Annotated in this window: 16 protein-coding genes; 5 read left to right on the top strand and 11 right to left on the bottom strand. The window is 53.7% G+C overall.

Going from position 1 to position 15,705, the window contains the following annotated elements; all coding sequences use genetic code 11:
* Positions 1-48: 48 nt before the first annotated feature.
* Entirely contained in the window at positions 49-699 is a 651-nt protein-coding gene (locus EDF75_RS25985; protein WP_133601366.1) for an L-fuculose-phosphate aldolase, read from the bottom strand.
* 270 nt (positions 700-969) lie between these two features.
* Here EDF75_RS25985 and fucR point away from each other — a divergent pair, with 270 nt between their 5' ends.
* The gene (fucR, locus tag EDF75_RS25980; RefSeq protein WP_133601365.1) at positions 970-1,671 is read left to right on the top strand and encodes an L-fucose operon activator; all 702 of its coding nucleotides are present in this window, start codon (positions 970-972) and stop codon (positions 1,669-1,671) included.
* On the opposite strand, the gene fucK is transcribed toward fucR, so the two are convergent.
* From fucK to EDF75_RS25950, 6 genes are all read right to left on the bottom strand, one after another.
* Positions 1,658-3,073 (bottom strand): L-fuculokinase, encoded by a 1,416-nt coding sequence (fucK, locus tag EDF75_RS25975; protein ID WP_133601364.1) that lies wholly within the window; start codon positions 3,071-3,073, stop codon positions 1,658-1,660. The two genes, fucR and fucK, sit on opposite strands and share 14 nt — an antisense overlap.
* A 329-nt stretch (positions 3,074-3,402) precedes the next feature.
* Entirely contained in the window at positions 3,403-3,876 is a 474-nt protein-coding gene (locus EDF75_RS25970) for a NanQ anomerase/TabA/YiaL family protein (RefSeq protein ID WP_133601363.1), read from the bottom strand.
* 229 nt (positions 3,877-4,105) lie between these two features.
* On the bottom strand, positions 4,106-4,936 hold the full coding sequence (locus EDF75_RS25965; protein ID WP_133601362.1) for an SMP-30/gluconolactonase/LRE family protein: 831 nt from the start codon (positions 4,934-4,936) through the stop codon (positions 4,106-4,108).
* A gap of 11 nt (positions 4,937-4,947) precedes the next feature.
* Positions 4,948-6,048 (bottom strand): substrate-binding domain-containing protein, encoded by a 1,101-nt coding sequence (locus EDF75_RS25960; protein ID WP_133601361.1) that lies wholly within the window; start codon positions 6,046-6,048, stop codon positions 4,948-4,950.
* 20 nt (positions 6,049-6,068) lie between these two features.
* Entirely contained in the window at positions 6,069-7,214 is a 1,146-nt protein-coding gene (locus EDF75_RS25955; protein ID WP_133601360.1) for an ABC transporter permease, read from the bottom strand.
* Positions 7,215-7,236: 22 nt separating this feature from the next.
* Complete coding sequence (locus EDF75_RS25950) at positions 7,237-8,763, bottom strand: sugar ABC transporter ATP-binding protein (RefSeq protein WP_133601359.1); 1,527 nt, start codon at positions 8,761-8,763, stop codon at positions 7,237-7,239.
* Between the two features lie 353 nt (positions 8,764-9,116).
* On the opposite strand from EDF75_RS25950, the gene EDF75_RS25945 reads away from it, so the two are divergent.
* A complete protein-coding gene (locus tag EDF75_RS25945) occupies positions 9,117-9,926 on the top strand; it encodes an IclR family transcriptional regulator (RefSeq protein WP_371822945.1) in 810 nt (269 codons plus the stop codon).
* 291 nt (positions 9,927-10,217) lie between these two features.
* Here EDF75_RS25945 and nagA read toward each other — a convergent pair whose 3' ends face one another.
* Complete coding sequence (nagA, locus tag EDF75_RS25940; RefSeq protein WP_208113330.1) at positions 10,218-11,315, bottom strand: N-acetylglucosamine-6-phosphate deacetylase; 1,098 nt, start codon at positions 11,313-11,315, stop codon at positions 10,218-10,220.
* Between the two features lie 93 nt (positions 11,316-11,408).
* On the opposite strand from nagA, the gene EDF75_RS25935 reads away from it, so the two are divergent.
* Positions 11,409-12,275, top strand: a complete 867-nt coding sequence (locus tag EDF75_RS25935) for a LysR family transcriptional regulator (RefSeq protein WP_133601356.1) — start codon at positions 11,409-11,411, stop codon at positions 12,273-12,275.
* Here the strand turns inward: EDF75_RS25935 and EDF75_RS25930 are convergent.
* The 3 genes from EDF75_RS25930 to EDF75_RS25920 all read right to left on the bottom strand — a co-directional run bounded on the left by EDF75_RS25930 (position 12,266) and on the right by EDF75_RS25920 (position 13,586).
* Positions 12,266-12,598 carry a DUF1294 domain-containing protein gene (locus EDF75_RS25930; protein ID WP_133601355.1) on the bottom strand — a complete coding sequence of 111 codons (333 nt, stop codon included), beginning with the start codon at positions 12,596-12,598 and terminating at the stop codon, positions 12,266-12,268. The genes EDF75_RS25935 and EDF75_RS25930 overlap by 10 nt on opposite strands.
* Before the next feature lie 126 nt (positions 12,599-12,724).
* The gene (locus EDF75_RS25925) at positions 12,725-13,111 is read right to left on the bottom strand and encodes a VOC family protein (protein WP_133601354.1); all 387 of its coding nucleotides are present in this window, start codon (positions 13,109-13,111) and stop codon (positions 12,725-12,727) included.
* 82 nt (positions 13,112-13,193) lie between these two features.
* A complete protein-coding gene (locus EDF75_RS25920; protein ID WP_133601353.1) occupies positions 13,194-13,586 on the bottom strand; it encodes a nuclear transport factor 2 family protein in 393 nt (130 codons plus the stop codon).
* Between the two features lie 109 nt (positions 13,587-13,695).
* On the opposite strand from EDF75_RS25920, the gene EDF75_RS25915 reads away from it, so the two are divergent.
* Together EDF75_RS25915 and EDF75_RS25910 are read left to right on the top strand one after the other, a co-directional pair.
* The gene (locus EDF75_RS25915; RefSeq protein ID WP_243733557.1) at positions 13,696-14,451 is read left to right on the top strand and encodes an AraC family transcriptional regulator; all 756 of its coding nucleotides are present in this window, start codon (positions 13,696-13,698) and stop codon (positions 14,449-14,451) included.
* Positions 14,452-14,625: 174 nt separating this feature from the next.
* A complete protein-coding gene (locus EDF75_RS25910; RefSeq protein WP_374756753.1) occupies positions 14,626-15,693 on the top strand; it encodes a LacI family DNA-binding transcriptional regulator in 1,068 nt (355 codons plus the stop codon).
* Positions 15,694-15,705: the final 12 nt, after the last annotated feature.

The following is a 15,705-nucleotide window of genomic DNA, read 5'->3' as shown; positions in this document are numbered from 1 at the left end:
CCTTTCACTTTTTCTGGAGATTCCTCAGGCCGGAGGGGGAAGATTGGGCTAGCGGGCAATATCGCTCAAACCATAGCCGTGGAATTTTTGCAGCACTTCATCGATCGCGGCATCGCTTAATACCGGCACGTCCGGAGTGACCGCCAGCGTCAGCAGATAGAGCCTCGCCAGCACCTCCACCTCCTGCGCCAGCCACAGCGCTTTTTCCAGCGTTTTGCCACAGGCAATCATCCCGTGATGCTGCAGGAGCGTGGCTTTATAGCCGGTCATGGCGGTGACCGCATAGTCGGACAGCGCCTGGGTGCCGTAGGTGGCGTAGCCCGCGCAGGGAATTTTTTTCCCGCCCGCCGCCGCGACCATGTAGTGAATGGCCGGGATCTCTCTATTCAAAATGGCCACTGCCGTCGCATGAACCGCATGATTATGCAGAACCACGTTCTCCTCCGGCTTCGCCTGCAAAATAGCCTGGTGGAAACGCCATTCGGTGGACGGCGTTTTGCCCGCCTCGGCGCGTCCCTGCCCGTCGACAAAAACGATATCGTCTTCGCTCAGCTGCTCGTAGGGGACGCTGGTCGGCGTAATAAGCATCCCATCGCCAAAGCGGACGCTGATATTGCCCGATGTCCCCTGATTAAGCCCCATACGGCTCATTTCCAGACAGGTGTCGATAATCTGGCGTGCAATAGCGGTTCTTTCCATTGTGTTTTCCTCGGCGCAACAAACTAGGGTGGATGACGTTGGCGATATCTTCTGGCGGCGTCCCGGATGGCAATAGTCAGCCATGTAGATGTGTGATGATTGTCAAAATAATGGGCCCAAAAGGAGAAAACTTGCCGCTGAAAACCGTCCGCGCAGCGCCCGTTTGCCGGCGACGGAGGGCAAACGGGCAATTGGCCGCATCGCCCTCCTGCAACCCGAATGATTTAGGGTATAGTGCGCAAGATTGTGCGGCGAACGAGGAGTGAAAAGATGAACAGGCAGGACCGTCTGGCTGAGATTATTGCCCTGCTCAACGGCAATGCGTCTTTACGCGTCAGCGAGCTTGCGGCCGGGCTGAACGTCAGCAAGGAGACGCTGCGCCGCGATTTGCAGTATCTGCAGTTCAAGGGGCTGCTGGTCAGGGAGTACGGCAGAGCCAGAAAGCTGGAAGGTGCTTCGGAGGGTCCGGGCATGGCCTTTGACTCGCGATCGAAAAGCCACGCCCAGCGAAAAACCGCGCTGGCGGAGACCGCCATCGAGTGGATAACGCCGGGAATGTGCATCGCGCTGGACGCCAGTTCGACCTGCTGGCATCTGGCGAAGCGGCTGGCTGACCAGGATCTGACGGTGTACACCAACAGCTACCGCATTTGCGCCGAGCTGGAAAAGAAAACCCGCATCCGGGTACTCTGCTCCGGCGGCACGCTGGACAGAAAGTACGCCAGCTACATCAACGACTCGCCGCTGCATATAGTGCGCCATCTTGATATCGACCTGTTCATCTTCTCCTGCGACGGTATCGATGCCGACGGCAATATCTGGGATACCGATAACGGCAACGCGCTGTTCAAAAAATTCATGCTGAAAAAGAGTTTGCAAACTATTTTGCTGGTGGACTCCAGCAAAATAGCCCGCAGCAGCGAAGTGGTTATCGGCAACGTGGCGGCGGTCACCGCGGTTATCCGCCGCTAGGCTGGCCGGGGAGCCAGGTCTGATAATCGAAGCTCACCTGCGCCCGCGCCTCATCCGCGCTGCGATATACCCCGCAGCCGGCCCAGGCAAACATCGCGGCTCCCGCGACGGTGGTTTCGGCCTTCTCCAGCACCTTCACCGGCAGCTGCAGGGTATCGGCCTTAATTTGATTCCACAGCGCGTTGCGGCTACCGCCGCCGACCAGCACCAGTTCCCTGGCTTTGAATCCGGCCACCGCCTCCAGCATCGTCAACTGTTCGCGCAGGCGGAGCGACAGCGCCTCTAGCGCCGAGCGGTATAGATGCCCGCGCCGGGTGGACAGCGTCACCCCCTGCCAGCCGGCCTGCTTATCGCCCATCAGATCGCTGCGCATCGTTACCCCTTCGCAGCCTGCCGGCACGCGCCCGGCCTCCTGCAGCATCTGCTGATAAACCTGCGGAGCGGGCGCCCCCGGCCAGTAGAGTTCGCGGATCCACTCCAGGACCCCGGAGGCCAGATACTGGCAGCCGGGGTTAAAGTAGCCGCCAATGCTATCCAGCTCGCAGGTCGCCGCGCGGTGCGACTGCAGCAGATCGGTATTGATGCTGGCCGAGCGCACCATCAGGATCTCCCAGGTACCCGAGGAGAGCACCGGCTGATTAAGCCCCACGCCCGAACCGTAAAGCGCAAACTGGGTATCGTGGCCGCCGGCAATCACCGGAATGCCCGCTTTAAGCCCGAAGCGGGCCGCCGCCGCCGGCTGCAGCTCGCCGATCGGCTCGCCGGAGTTCACCATGCGCGGGAACAGCGATCGCGTAATGCCGATCGCCTCAAGCAGGCGCTCGCTAAAGGTCTCTTTCGCGACGTCCAGCAGCTGGCTGGTCCCTGCCATGGTTCTTTCCGTGGTCATTTCACCGGTCAGCTGAAAGCCGATCAGCGACGACATAAACAGCCACGCGTGGGCGCGTTCGAACACATCGGGGACGTTCTCCCGCAGCCATATCAGCTTATACAGGGTGTTGAAGCTGTACGGCGCCACGCCGGTAATAGCCTTCAGCTCGGCCGGAGCCAGGTACTTGTGGATATTATTCATCACAGCTTCAGTACGCGGACATTTCCAGCTGATCACCGGATACAGCGGCGCCCCGCGGCTATCCACGAGCGCGCCGTCGACGCCAAAGGCGGTAATGGTCAAGGCGCGCACCGGGTATTGCGGAAGTTTCCCGACCAGCGTCCGGCAGCAGTGTTCAAGACTTTCCATGATGTTTGCCAGCGGCCAGATGTGCCACTGCGGGTTTTCCGGCGGGTTAAGCGTAAAGTTTTGCCGGTGGACGCTGGCCAACACGTTACCCCGATCATCAATGGCCATGGCGCGAATATTGGTTGCGCCGCAGTCCAGCACGATCACCATCTCTTTCTGCATTTTTTCCCCTCCCCGCCAGACCGACCCCTCGCCGGGGCGCGGTATATTTTCTGTAGGGGATGGTTATCACTTCGCGAGTGATTGAAAAGGGGCATCGCTATCAGGGGCGATACTATGCGGCTGAACTGTGAAAAGGATCACTAAAAACCGCCACTTAACGGCAATACGGCGCGCACGGTTCTGCCCGTTTTCATCCAGCAGAGAGCAAGCGGGCAGTCGGGCGAGCTCCCTGCCGACAGACGCAGCCATAGCCGGGCGTTGGCCAGGACCGCGCCGTGAGCGTAATATTCCCTGCAGTCAACTTTCATTATGCAACCAGCGATATTCGCTCAGGGTTTCATGAGATCGGTTAACGGAATTTTTATCACGATCTTACGAATTGCCTCCGGCACCGTTGTCGCACAGTTAGGACGATGCAGATCCTGGGTAAACAGCACCGCAAAGGTGCCTGGCAACATCCTGATTCGGGTTTCATCGGCTACCGGCTTATAAAAAATAATATCCCTGACGGCGTCATAGGGCTCGTGAATTTCAAGATCGACGGGTTGGGTTTTAACATAAATAGTTTCATGACCGGTGACTAAAAAATGCAGGTCAATATATCGGCGATGGGCTTCAGGATAATTCTCCTGTTCCTGTTTTGTTTGCAAATCCTGAACCTGAACCTGCCACCCGGTTTGTTCATCGGTATGCACTCCCGATGGTAAAGCCGGTAAGTCCTGTTTAGCAAGGTACGACAGCGCGTACCTTACCGCAGGAGGATAATATTGCAGGTCGGTGTTATCTATATGCCCGGTGATCATAATACTCTCCATTGCAGAATTTTTTGATTTACAACCTCATAGACATAAATAATCCTGCCAGGAAACCCGTCCACCGCCAAAGGACGAAATTAGCATATTGCGAAAAAACATGAACGCTGCTCCAGGGCAGGACTATTCAACATATTACTTTAAATATAAAAACGTTTAATATCGCCGTAATCATTTATGAAATGACCGATGGTTGCCGGTTTTATCTCATCCTCACAGGTTAACGTATTCGTATACAGTATAAAGAGGTTGTGGCCGTGATATATAACTCATTATTATTCGGGCCGCCAATCGTACAATTAGACACGGTCTCCGGCACGTCAATTTTACCAATTTTATTGCCCATCTTGTCGAAAATGATAACGCCATCCAGACAGCTGCAGTAGATATCGCCATTACCATCGACACAAAACCCGTCTGGCAGTCCGGGTTCAACCTGCGCAAAGAAACGCCCCGCCACATTCTGGTCACCGTTAAGCTCGTAGACCCTTAATTGACGACGCCCCTGTCCGGGGAAGTCGGCAATTGACATATCGGCGACATAAAGTAGCGATTGGTCGGGAGAAAACGCCAGCCCATTGGGGCGCTGAACATCGCTGATAATAATCTTTATCTCGCCACTTTTAGGGTCAAAACGATAGACGTAACAACCAATTATCTGACTGTGCGCATGATAACCTTCAATATCGCCGATGATGCCGTAGGGCGGATCGGTAAACCAGATGGAACCATCTTGATGCACCGTCAGGTCGTTGGGCGAGTTAAAACGCTTACCTTCAACACGATCAATTAATAACGTAATGCTCCCGTCATGTTCTGTTCTGCTTATCCCGCGGCGGCCATGTTCACATGTTAATAACCGACCTTGATGGTCAAGCGCATTGCCATTCGCATAGTTTGAAAAAGGCCGCCAGACCGTTAAGCCATGCTCTCGATGCCAACGGTACATGCGGTTTCCCTTTACATCACTAAAAATAATAGCATTGTGGTCGGATAACCATACCGGGCCTTCGGCCCAAATAGCCGGGGAACAGAGTTTTTCAAGTTGCATTGCTACTCTCCTTAATTAACACCCCAAATGGTTTTATAGTGTTGCTGATAATTATTATTTGGATCATATATATTCTGCGGGCCGCCATCCTCGCCGATGTTATCCTTAGTCACGAGACGCGCCGGTGCGATATATCCGGAGATGGGCTGCCCGGAAAATACGCGGTTAAATTCATCAACTAACTGCCAGCCCTGTAATTTAAGCGGCTCGGCTACCGTCGCAATTTGACTATCACCATTACGAATACGCTGGAAAGCGGAGATGGATCCGTCGCCCGCGGAAATATTAAATGGGGCATTCGCTCCACCTTTGCCTGCGGTTTTCAATGATGGCGCCATAAAGTCAAAGTACAGATCGTTGATTGCCAGAGAATACTGGAATTTATCACCGTATTTTTGCAACAGGCTGAAAGTCAGAGAAGGCATGCGATTGGCGGTGTCAGCCAGCGGAGTATCAATAAAGTTAACCACTTTACAACCGCTGCATTTTTCAATTTCACTTTTCATCACGTTCGCTTTGGATAACGCGATCTGATACAGCGAATCCGTAAAAATCATCACCTTCGCTTTACCACCTGAACGGACGACGGCATACTGCGCCGCCAGTCGCGCAACATCATTAGAGTCAGAGGTAATATTGTTTAAGATGTTGAACTGCGGAACCGGGCCTGGCTGGGGTTCAGCGTGCCACGACATGAGCACTATTTTTTGCTGCGCCGCTTTTTTCAGGGGAAACTTCGCGACGTTTGGATTCCAGGCTCCAATAATGATGCCATCAGGACGCTGTGCTATCGCCTGGTTCAACGCCGCCAGCTGCGCCTGCACCGAACCCGCTCCATCCAGAGTGACTAAATCCCAGCCCGCGGCCTTAGCCGCCTCGCTCAGCCCCTGCTGCACTCCCTGCACGCCTCCGTTTTTCATATCTTCGGCGATAAAAACGATTTTCTTTTTCGGTTGAATTTTCGGGCCCGTCGTTGGTCCATCCCATTGATTGCCATTTGAGGTTGCTTTGGCGATCGCCGCAGTAGCCTGGTCAAGGTAGCTATCCGCCATCGCGGGGAGTGACGCGGTCATAACTGCCATTAAGGTAAGAGCAAGTGCCTGATTTTTCATATTGAACCTCCAGGGATCGTTTATTGTTTTAGGTCAGTGGGTACAGATGAAACTGCTTTCTGGTTTGCAGCTGGAGAAGAGGATCGCGATGCGCCGGCGCCGGCAGAGTCACCCACCGCCGTCACGGAGGCATTCTTGACGACCGCCTTTTGATTAAGCATGCGGCGGCGCTGCGCATAGCCGGCCAGGGTGATAGACAATAGTAGCGTCGCGCCATTAAACAGAGGTTCGACCCAGAATTCGCCGCCAAATTGCTGGATGCCGGCAATACCAATGGCCAGAATCGCGATACCGACGATCGTTCCCCAAATATTGACCCGCCCCGGGCGGATCGTGGTGCTCCCCAGAAAAGCCCCAACCAGAGCGGGAAGCAGGTAGTCAATCCCTACGCTTGCCTGTCCCACCCCCTGCTCAGCCGCGATCAGTACGCCACTAAAACCACTCAGGACGCTGGAGGCAATAAAGGTGCCGATAATATATTTATTGACCGGAATACCATTCAGTCTTGCGGCGGTAGGATTTCCCCCGACGGCATACATACAGCGGCCAAGAGGAGTATGTTCAGTAATTAACCACAGGACCAATGCCGCGAATACCACATAGTAGGCGCCGATCGGAATGCCGAATATCTCTGTATTTTGTAATGCACTGAATGCATCAGGTAAATCCCCAACAATCTGTCGTCCGCCGGTATGCCAGAGAGCAATCGCATAAAGGACCGTCCCTGAACCAAGCGTCGCGACAAAGCTGTCGATATCCGCTAATGCCACCAGAATGCCATTTAATAGCCCATAAATAGCCGAGATGACCAGGACCACCACCACGGCCATTTGCCAGGAAAAACCGTATTCAACCTGCAGAGTAATCGCCAGGATATGCCACAATACGATACCAAACCCGACGTTGAGATCGATTTTCCCGACAATCATTGGCAGGGTGGCAGCAAGGGCCAGCAGGGCAATTTTAGCTTTACTGGCAATAATTGCCTGTACCGTCAGCATGGTAGCAAATGAAGGCGAGAGGACTGAGAAAAATATCGCCAGCAAAATACACAGAATCAATAAACCGTAACGCGTCATGATCTGCATACTCCAAGGGGCAAACCCCTGTTGCGCTAAACTCACCCGCTGCTCTAGCGCAGTAGATTTAATTGATGTTTTAGACATAAGATTACTCAGGCCTTATTAGTCATACTGCAATGGATGATTCGCTGCTACTTGCTGAAGCAAGCGCCAGTAAATTGGAAAAGGTTACCTGTTCATTTTTTAATTCACCGACAACCTGGCCACGATTGAAAACTAATGCTCGATTACAAATATGCGCTATTTCCTCAAGATCGTTGGAAATAACAAGCACTGCGATATTTTCCGCAAGAGCTTTATTGAGTAAATGATAAATTTCTTCTCGCGCTCCAACATCCACACCCGCAGTAGGATCTTCAAGAATTAATAATGGCGCATTAAGATGCATCCAGCGCGCCATAACAACTTTCTGCTGATTTCCACCAGATAAAGCGCTGATATCGACGTTCACATCTTTTGGTCTGATGTCGAACAATTGTACCTTCCACCAGCTGGCGCCGATCTCCGCGCGCCGGGCGTAGCGTTTAAGCAACCGATGCCCGCTGGTACAAGGATTAAGAAACAGATTTTCTCTGACGCTCATGGTCATGACGAGGCTTTCGCCTGTGCGATCGCCAGCAACGAGAGAAACCCCGGCATTAATCGCCTCGATGGGATTTTGCGGATGGTAAGACTTTCCACGGAAACGAATCTGGCCGCCGGTTGCTTTGCGCAAACCGAAAAGAAGCCGACCGATTTCCTCCTGCCCGGCACCGCGTAATCCGGCCAGCGCCAGCATCTCCCCCGGACGAAGACTGAATGTCACCGGGCCGATCTCATTAATTTCTATTCCATTCAGGCCGAGTACCGCGTCACCGCTTTCAGGTAGGGGATGACGCTGTTTGTTTTCCAACGCTTCACCGACGATTAAGGTCACCAGGTCATGTAACTTGTAGTCTGACGTAATACCTTCCGCCACATGCTTGCCATCGCGCATCACGGCTATACGGTCAGAAATTTCAATCACTTCATCTAAACGATGCGTCACATACACCATGCCAACGTTGCGTTTTTTGAGTCGGTTGATGACTTCAAACAAGTGCTTTACATCGTTGGCAGGTAACGATGCGGTGGGTTCATCTAAAATCAACACTTCTGCGTTCACCGCAACCGCACGTGCGATGGCCAGTAACGACTTCTCTGTCCGCGATAAGTCAAAAACCCTGGCATCCGGGTCTAACAAGATGCCCACTTCGTTCAGGGCGGCTAACGATCTCTCACGCACCTGTTTCCAGTTGATCAGCCCCATCCGGCGTTTAAACCCCATGACCAGCGCCATATTTTCGGCAACGGTCATCCATTCAACCAGGCCAAGATCTTGATGGATAAAAGCAATGGGTTGAGAAGACGGGGTTTTCAGACTGGCCGCCGACGAGATACTCGTATCATGAAACAGAATGTCGCCTTCATCACGGGAGTAAACCCCAGCTAATACTTTGATAAGTGTGGATTTACCGGCACCATTCTCCCCTAATAACGCCAGCACTTCGCCAGGAAAGACCTTCAGACTTACGTTGTTCACTGCAGGATGACCACCGAACCGTTTGGTGATATGGCTCAGGGTCAGTACTGCTGCTTTATCACTTTGCTGCATAACAGCCTCCGGAGAATTCCAGGTGAAAGTCATAGCCGTTTAACTAAAACAACACCGCTATATTCCAACATGCGAAATGACGTTCCAAGAATACTAGCTCCGGTCAAAAATAAATGCAAAGGGGCGCGGATTATTTTTTATCGTTAAAAAACAATAATTTATTTGTAATTATTGTAATCTGTGATGGAATTCTCACTTTAGATCACAACGTGTTCATATGAACAGCCGTAAACGGCGACAAACGATTAAGCGCAACAAATGAGCAATTTACAGGTTGTCGGGTATCAGTTAATCTTGTATGGAATCGTTGTTGATGGCGCAGGGTCAGATATAAGTTAGCCATGAGGATTAAAATGGAACTCTCAAATAAAGACACAAGCGATAAAGACAATAAACCATCGGGAACACAAAGTTTATTTAGAGGCTTACGGCTCATCGAGATATTAAGTAATTTCCCCAACGGTTGCCCGCTAGCCCACCTTGCTGAACTGTCAGGCATGAATAAAAGTACGGTGCATCGCCTACTGCAAGGATTGCTGACCTGTGGCTATATTACTCAAGCCCCTTCCCCCGGTAGTTATCGCCTTACAACAAAGTTCATCTCTGTCGGACAAAAAGCACTATCATCCCTGAATATTATTCACATCGCTGCTCCGCACCTGGAAAAATTAAATATAGACGTCGGCGAAACCGTTAACTTTTCTTTCCGCGAAGGCGACGAAGTAATATTGATATATAAGCTTGAGGCAACCACCGGCGTGATGCGGACCAGCTCTTACATTGGTCAACGCATGCCTTTATATTGCTCTGCGATGGGTAAGATCTTTATGGCATGGAGCAATGAAAAGTACCCTGCCAAATATTGGGAAACGCATAAGAATGATATTCACCAATATACGCAATTCACCATCACCCAACTGCCCGACATGCTCAAAGAATTACAGCACATTCGACAGAGCAAAATAGCGCTGGATAAAGAAGAAAAAGAAATAGGCGCCTATTGCATCGCCGCGCCAATCTTCGATATTCAAAACAACGTTCTTTATTCAGTGTCAATTTCCCTGGCCACGGCAAAATTAGAAAGCATAGGTATCGACAAAATAACCAAAGAGATTACTGAGTCAGCCAAAAACATATCTAAAGAGCTGGGATTCTACGGATAAAGAAAGGATATTACGCGGTTAACGATAAATAGTTGTTGCCCGGATGAACAAAAAGTCAGCGGCGTCGCGCGGAAGAAATTAAATGCTCTGCATCCGGCGTAATGTCGGACAGTCGCTGCGGTAAAATATGAATATCCGGGCGAAGCGCGGCCTCATCCCCGCCCCTCAGAGACTGATATAAACTTGAAGCAACCCAATGAGTTATCTCATCGACGAGGCCTTCTGCCTCGGGTAGAAATTGACGCTCATTATGATGCATAAGATTATGGCGCCATCCGTCTCAGGACCACCTTAATCGGTCAAGGGCACCGAAACCCCTTCGATAACCACCTTACAAAGCCTAAATTCATGGTCGAGGATAACATAATCGGCCCAGGCCCCCGGCTCTATACGCCCGCGATCGCTCAAACCGAGGAATTCAGCAGGATAAAGAGAAACGCGGGCCGACGCTTCTTCTGGCGTCATCCCCAATCTGAGGAAATTACGTAGCGCCTGATCCATGCCGAGCGTGCTCGCCGCCAGATTGCCATCCTTGAGACGGGCCGCTGACATACAAGGATATTTATAGATCGTATGCGACCCCAGGCGGTATTCTCCGTCCGGCATTCCCATTGCAGAACAGGCGTCAGTAACGGCGTAAAGTTTTGGAATCGCCCGCCGGGCGGCAAGCAATGCGCCGGAATGCACATGCTCAAGATCGGGGATGATCTCGGCAAACTCGCCGTGTGCCAGAGCGGTCGCCAGTACGCCCGGTTCACGATGATGTATACCGCTCATGGCATTAAACAGATGCGCAAATCCCGTCGCGCCGCAGCGCATAGCGTGAAGACTCTGATCATAGGTCGCCAGCGTATGTCCCTGCTGAACCCGAACGCCCCTTTCGATGAGGTAAGGTATCATTTCCAGATTCTCGGCGAATTCTGCCGCCAGCGTAATCAAACGGATATCAGCCAGTTCCAGTAAATGGTCAATTTCCTTTCGGCTCGCCGGTCGCGACTCAGGCGGCTGGGCGCCAAGTTTTTCCGGGTTCACAAACGGCCCTTCAAGATGAACGCCGAGCACCCGGCTGGTATCGGCACTACGTGGCCGATCCATAAACTCCCGGATATCACACAATACGGAAGTCAGGGATTCAGGGCTCGCCGTTACGGTAGTAGCCAGTAAAGTCGTCGTACCGCAGCGCGCATGCGCCCGCGCCAATGTCCGAAGCGCATCGCCGCCTTCCATTAGGTCTTTCCCGCCGCCGCCGTGCACGTGCAAATCAATAAACCCAGGCAGAAGCCATCCCTCTGGCTCTCCCTGCTCCTGTTTTATCGCACGGATCCTGCCCTGCGAATCGACGTCCAGAGTGCCGGTTAACCTGCCGCCAGGTGTGATGATATTCCACATAACAATCGCCTCTTGATTACGTATTTCTCCAGTTTAGAAACAATAAAAGCATCGGTATAATGCATTTAATAACGTGATGCATACGGTATATACATGGAAACACATTTACTGAGAGCCTTTGTGACGATTGCCGAACTGGGATCGATTAGCCGTAGCGCTGAGGCGCTTGCGGTGAGCCAGCCGACCCTGACAAGGCAGATCCAGCGCCTTGAAGAGAGCCTTGGCGGTATCCTGTTTACCCGTGGGCGCCACGGCAGCGAACTGACGCTTTTTGGCGCCCGGATGCTGTCTCAGGCGCGCGAAACGCAGCGCCATGCGCAAAAGCTTGAATCTGATGCCCGACTTTATCACCAGGGGATCAACGATCGGTTGCGTATAGGTTTTGGTTTCTGGGCGATAAAAGAGGTCACCAGCTTCGCCGCCAGATTTCGCCAAAACTTCCCCGCCGTAAGCCTGGAGCTTCGGGATATGTCGAGTATGGATCAGTTCACGGCCCTGAATGAGGGTCTGCTGGATATTGGATTTATGCGGCTAAGGCCCTGCGAAGGCCTTTCCCATCTGGCGTTGAAGCAGGATGGCCTGCTATTTGTTTTTTCCTCTGAATTTAAATCTCATATCTCTTCCCTTCACGCTGCCCCTTTAGTGCTCATGAGCCAGGCCTGCGCTCCGGATTTCTGGCTGCAGGTGCAGAGCTATTTTGCCGGGCAAAAACATATCCCGCAGCTGGTTCAGACAGTGAACGAGTTCCATTCGGCAATCGCATGGGCGGCAACGGGCAATGCCATAACGATCGTGCCGCAAAGCATGTCATCCTTGTTGGCTATTATGCCTGAACTTCACAGCGCTCCCGTGGATGATGTGAGCTGGCCTCTCGGTATCATGTGGCGCGCCCAGCCTCATCGGCAGGCATTGATGAATTTTATAGCGCAAATCAAAACCCAGTTTATAGGTCAAGGATAGAGTCGGTATAACGCCGCCAGCGCCGCGATATTCAGCATCACGCTGAGCAAGAAATAGCGCCTGAAGGGCTGCTTTTGCGTCTTATGGCGAAAGAGCTGCTGGCCCATAATCGCCCCAGGCCATCCTCCCACCAGCCCAAAAATCAGCAACGTCAGTTCAGGGATTCTGCGCCAGGCCCTGCGGGCCGCCATTTTATCGACGCCATAAATCGCCAGCGTCAGCGCGTTAACAAGTAAGAACCACGTTGCCAAAGCGTGAGGAAGAAATAAGCAGCTCAGGGCCGCCAGGCCGAGAAGAAGATAGCAAAAGCGATTGAGGTTCATTGATCCGAGGTAACGTTTATAAGCCGAAACAGGAAGGCCACTATACCCTTTCCTGCTCAGAAGCGGTAAGGCGCAACGTTCGACGCGTGACTTTCGATCTGCGGTTAATTACCTGGCGCGCGACCTTTACTTGCGGTACAGGCTTCCTTGACCCGAGCGCGCCCTGCTCCACAGCTCATCGTCAGAGAGCGTGGTTTGAATAAGCTCTATCGGCACGCCGCTGTCGTTAATCACCGCCACAAAATAGTCATCAACGGGCTCGTACGGCCCCAGAATGACCTCCTCTCCGCGTATGGCGGCAGCCAGGTCATCAACCTTAAATGCCACGTGCGGGACCGTTTTCAGCAGGGTATGCAGCGGAGAGTCCGGCGTAAAGCGGTGCCACTGGACGCGAAACTTTCCCGGATTGTCGTGGGTATACATTCCCGCTTTTTCGCTGAATACGCCCTCCTGCCTCCCGTCCTGCAGAGGTATGCCAAAATGATGAAATACGTAGTCAATTTCAGGCTTCATGATAAATATTCTCTTCATTCAAAACGCAATATGAAAACGCCGCTCTGGCATATCGCCGCGTAGCCTCCGCGCTGGCGGCGCGCTAAGCGCGGCTGCCTAAATCGCGATCCTCCCGCTCACCAACGAGAAGGTGAGTAAGCTCATCGCAGCGCAGGATGCGCCCGGATGCCAGGGTAAAGCGCGCCATCACCGCAATTTCGCTCCGCTGGCCGCTTTTTTTATCCACTTTGACATGGTGATGGGTGAACACCGTATTCCCATCGCCGGCAATGGCCAAAATCGAGAGGCTCATTCTGGTCGTCAGCGTTTTAAGTAACGCCATATGCCCGACGAAGCCCTGGTAGTCGAGGCGCTTGCCATCCACCTGCTGCTGATAGTCAGGGGAGAAATAGCGGGCAATCTTATCCTCCTCATGCTGAGGGTTGGTAATAATTTCTCGCAGGGCGTCGATAACGGTCTGGGTTTCCTGGCTCATTTGATTCCTTAGTGAATGTATGTCGCGCGGTACCGGGTTGAATTAAGGTTAGAAGATCGCGCCCGTGGTACGATAGCCGTATTCGGACATGATATACGGCCAATCAGCCATGATGATGCGCATCGAAACCTTTGATTATCAGCGAGGCCACGTCACCGAGTGGCACGAGCATGACGGCGGCCAGCTCTACTGGCTTACAACCGGCATCATGGTCGTTGAGACCGACCAGGCGCAGTGGACGGTCACGCCGGGCTCCGTGGGATGGTTTCCCGCCGGCCTTCGCCACAGGGCCCAGGTGCCGGGCCGGCTCAGCGGGACAAGCCTCTACCTTCACGCATCGATCTGCGCGAGGCTGCCGCCAACGCCCGGGATCTACGGTACCGATAGCTTCATTCAGGCCCTGCTGGAGCGCCTGTGCGCCGGTCCCCGGCCGGGCCTTCCCGCGGATTACTCCTCCAGCCTGCTGTCGCTGCTGGCGGCTGAAATCACCAGTGCGGTCGAGCTTCCGCTACAGCTGCTTTTGCCGACCGATCGTCGCGCGCGTAACGTTGCCGACCGGCTGCTCGCCCATCCGGACAGTCCGCAGACCCAGGCGCAGCTGGCCCAGCGCTGGGGCCTCAGCGTTCGCTCTCTCAGCCGCCTGTTCCGTGAACAAACCGGCCTGAGCTTTTGCCAGTGGCGACAGCAGGCGAAGGTGGTCACATCGCTCCAGTGGGTGCTGGCAGGGGAGCCGATCGCCGAGGTCGCCGCGCGCAGCGGCTACGCCAACGTCAGCGCCTTTATCGAGGTATTTCGCGAACGCTTTGGCCGCACGCCCGGCCAGCTTCAGCTTGCCAGCGCCAAATCTCCCCTCGTCGGCGGCTAGCGCCCGTGCGCTCCGGCAAAAAGAGTGCCGCAAAAAAGCCGGCTAAAGCGCCGGTTTAGCGGCGGCATTACGCCATTGACAGCGCCAACTGTAACGTTACACTAAACCGTTGTAGTTTATGAATCCCATCAAAAAAGCGATGCTGAATGCGACGAAGACTCTGCCATTCACAAGTTGCTGCAAAGGAGATGTATGGCAAACATTCGCGATGTCGCAAAGCACGCCGGCGTTTCGGTGAGTACCGTATCCAACGTGCTTAACGGGCGTACCGATCAGATGCGCGTTGAAACCCTGGCGCGCATCCAGCACAGCATGCAGGCGCTGAACTACCTGCCGAATCGCGTCGCTCAGCAGCTAAAAACGGGGCAGGCAAAAATGATCGGCCTGCTGGTGCCCTCGATCGTTAACCCCAGCTTTGCCTCGCTGGTGCGCGAAGTGGATCTGGCGGCGAAAAAGCGCTTCTATCGGGTGCTGATCGGCAATACCTATCGGCAGATTGAAGAAGAAGAGGCCTTTATTGCCGATATGTTTGCCCACGGCGTGCGCGGGATCATCGTCGCCGCCTGCGACATTGAAAAGCCGCATTTTGCCCAGGCCGCCGCGCAGGGCATGATGATGGTCAACTACGACAGCCGGATGCCCACCGGGGCTGAATCCGGCGGCCTGGCCCTCGACAGCGTCTCGATGGATAACATCGAAGCAGGCCGCATGGCCGCGGAGCATCTTATCGCTCGCGGATGTCGGCGCCTGATCTTCACCACCGTCGCCGGCATGACCTCCAGCCGGGCGCACAAAATTGAAGGTTTTCTTAGCGCGGTGCGCCGCCACGGTCTTTTTTACGACGGGATGATTGTCGAAGAGAAAACCATGGCGGCCTACGGCGACACCGAAATGACCGAGCTGGGCCGCTCGCTGGCGAAAAAGATCTGCCGGCAGTCGCAGCGTCCTGACGGGGTGGTCGCCATTAACGATGCGCTGGGCATTGGGCTGATGGCCGGCCTGCACGAGGCCGGGATCAGCGTCCCGGGGGAGATCTCGATTATCGGCATTGATAATATCCCGCTCTCCGGGCTGGTTTATCCCGGTCTGACCTCCATCATGCCGCCGCTGGCAGAGATGGCCGAGGTGATGGTCGAGCGGTTAATTGAGCGGATAGAGAACCCGACGCTTTCGCCGGCAGAGTTTCTGTTCCCTCCCGCGCTGGTCCGCCGGCAATCGGTACGCGAGGCGCCCGCGTCCTGAGGCTGGCGCGTT

The sequence above is a fragment of the Klebsiella sp. BIGb0149 genome, assembly GCF_004362605.1.
Classification (GTDB): Bacteria; Pseudomonadota; Gammaproteobacteria; order Enterobacterales; family Enterobacteriaceae; genus Klebsiella; species Klebsiella terrigena.
This window is presented reverse-complemented; position numbering and strand designations above follow the sequence as displayed.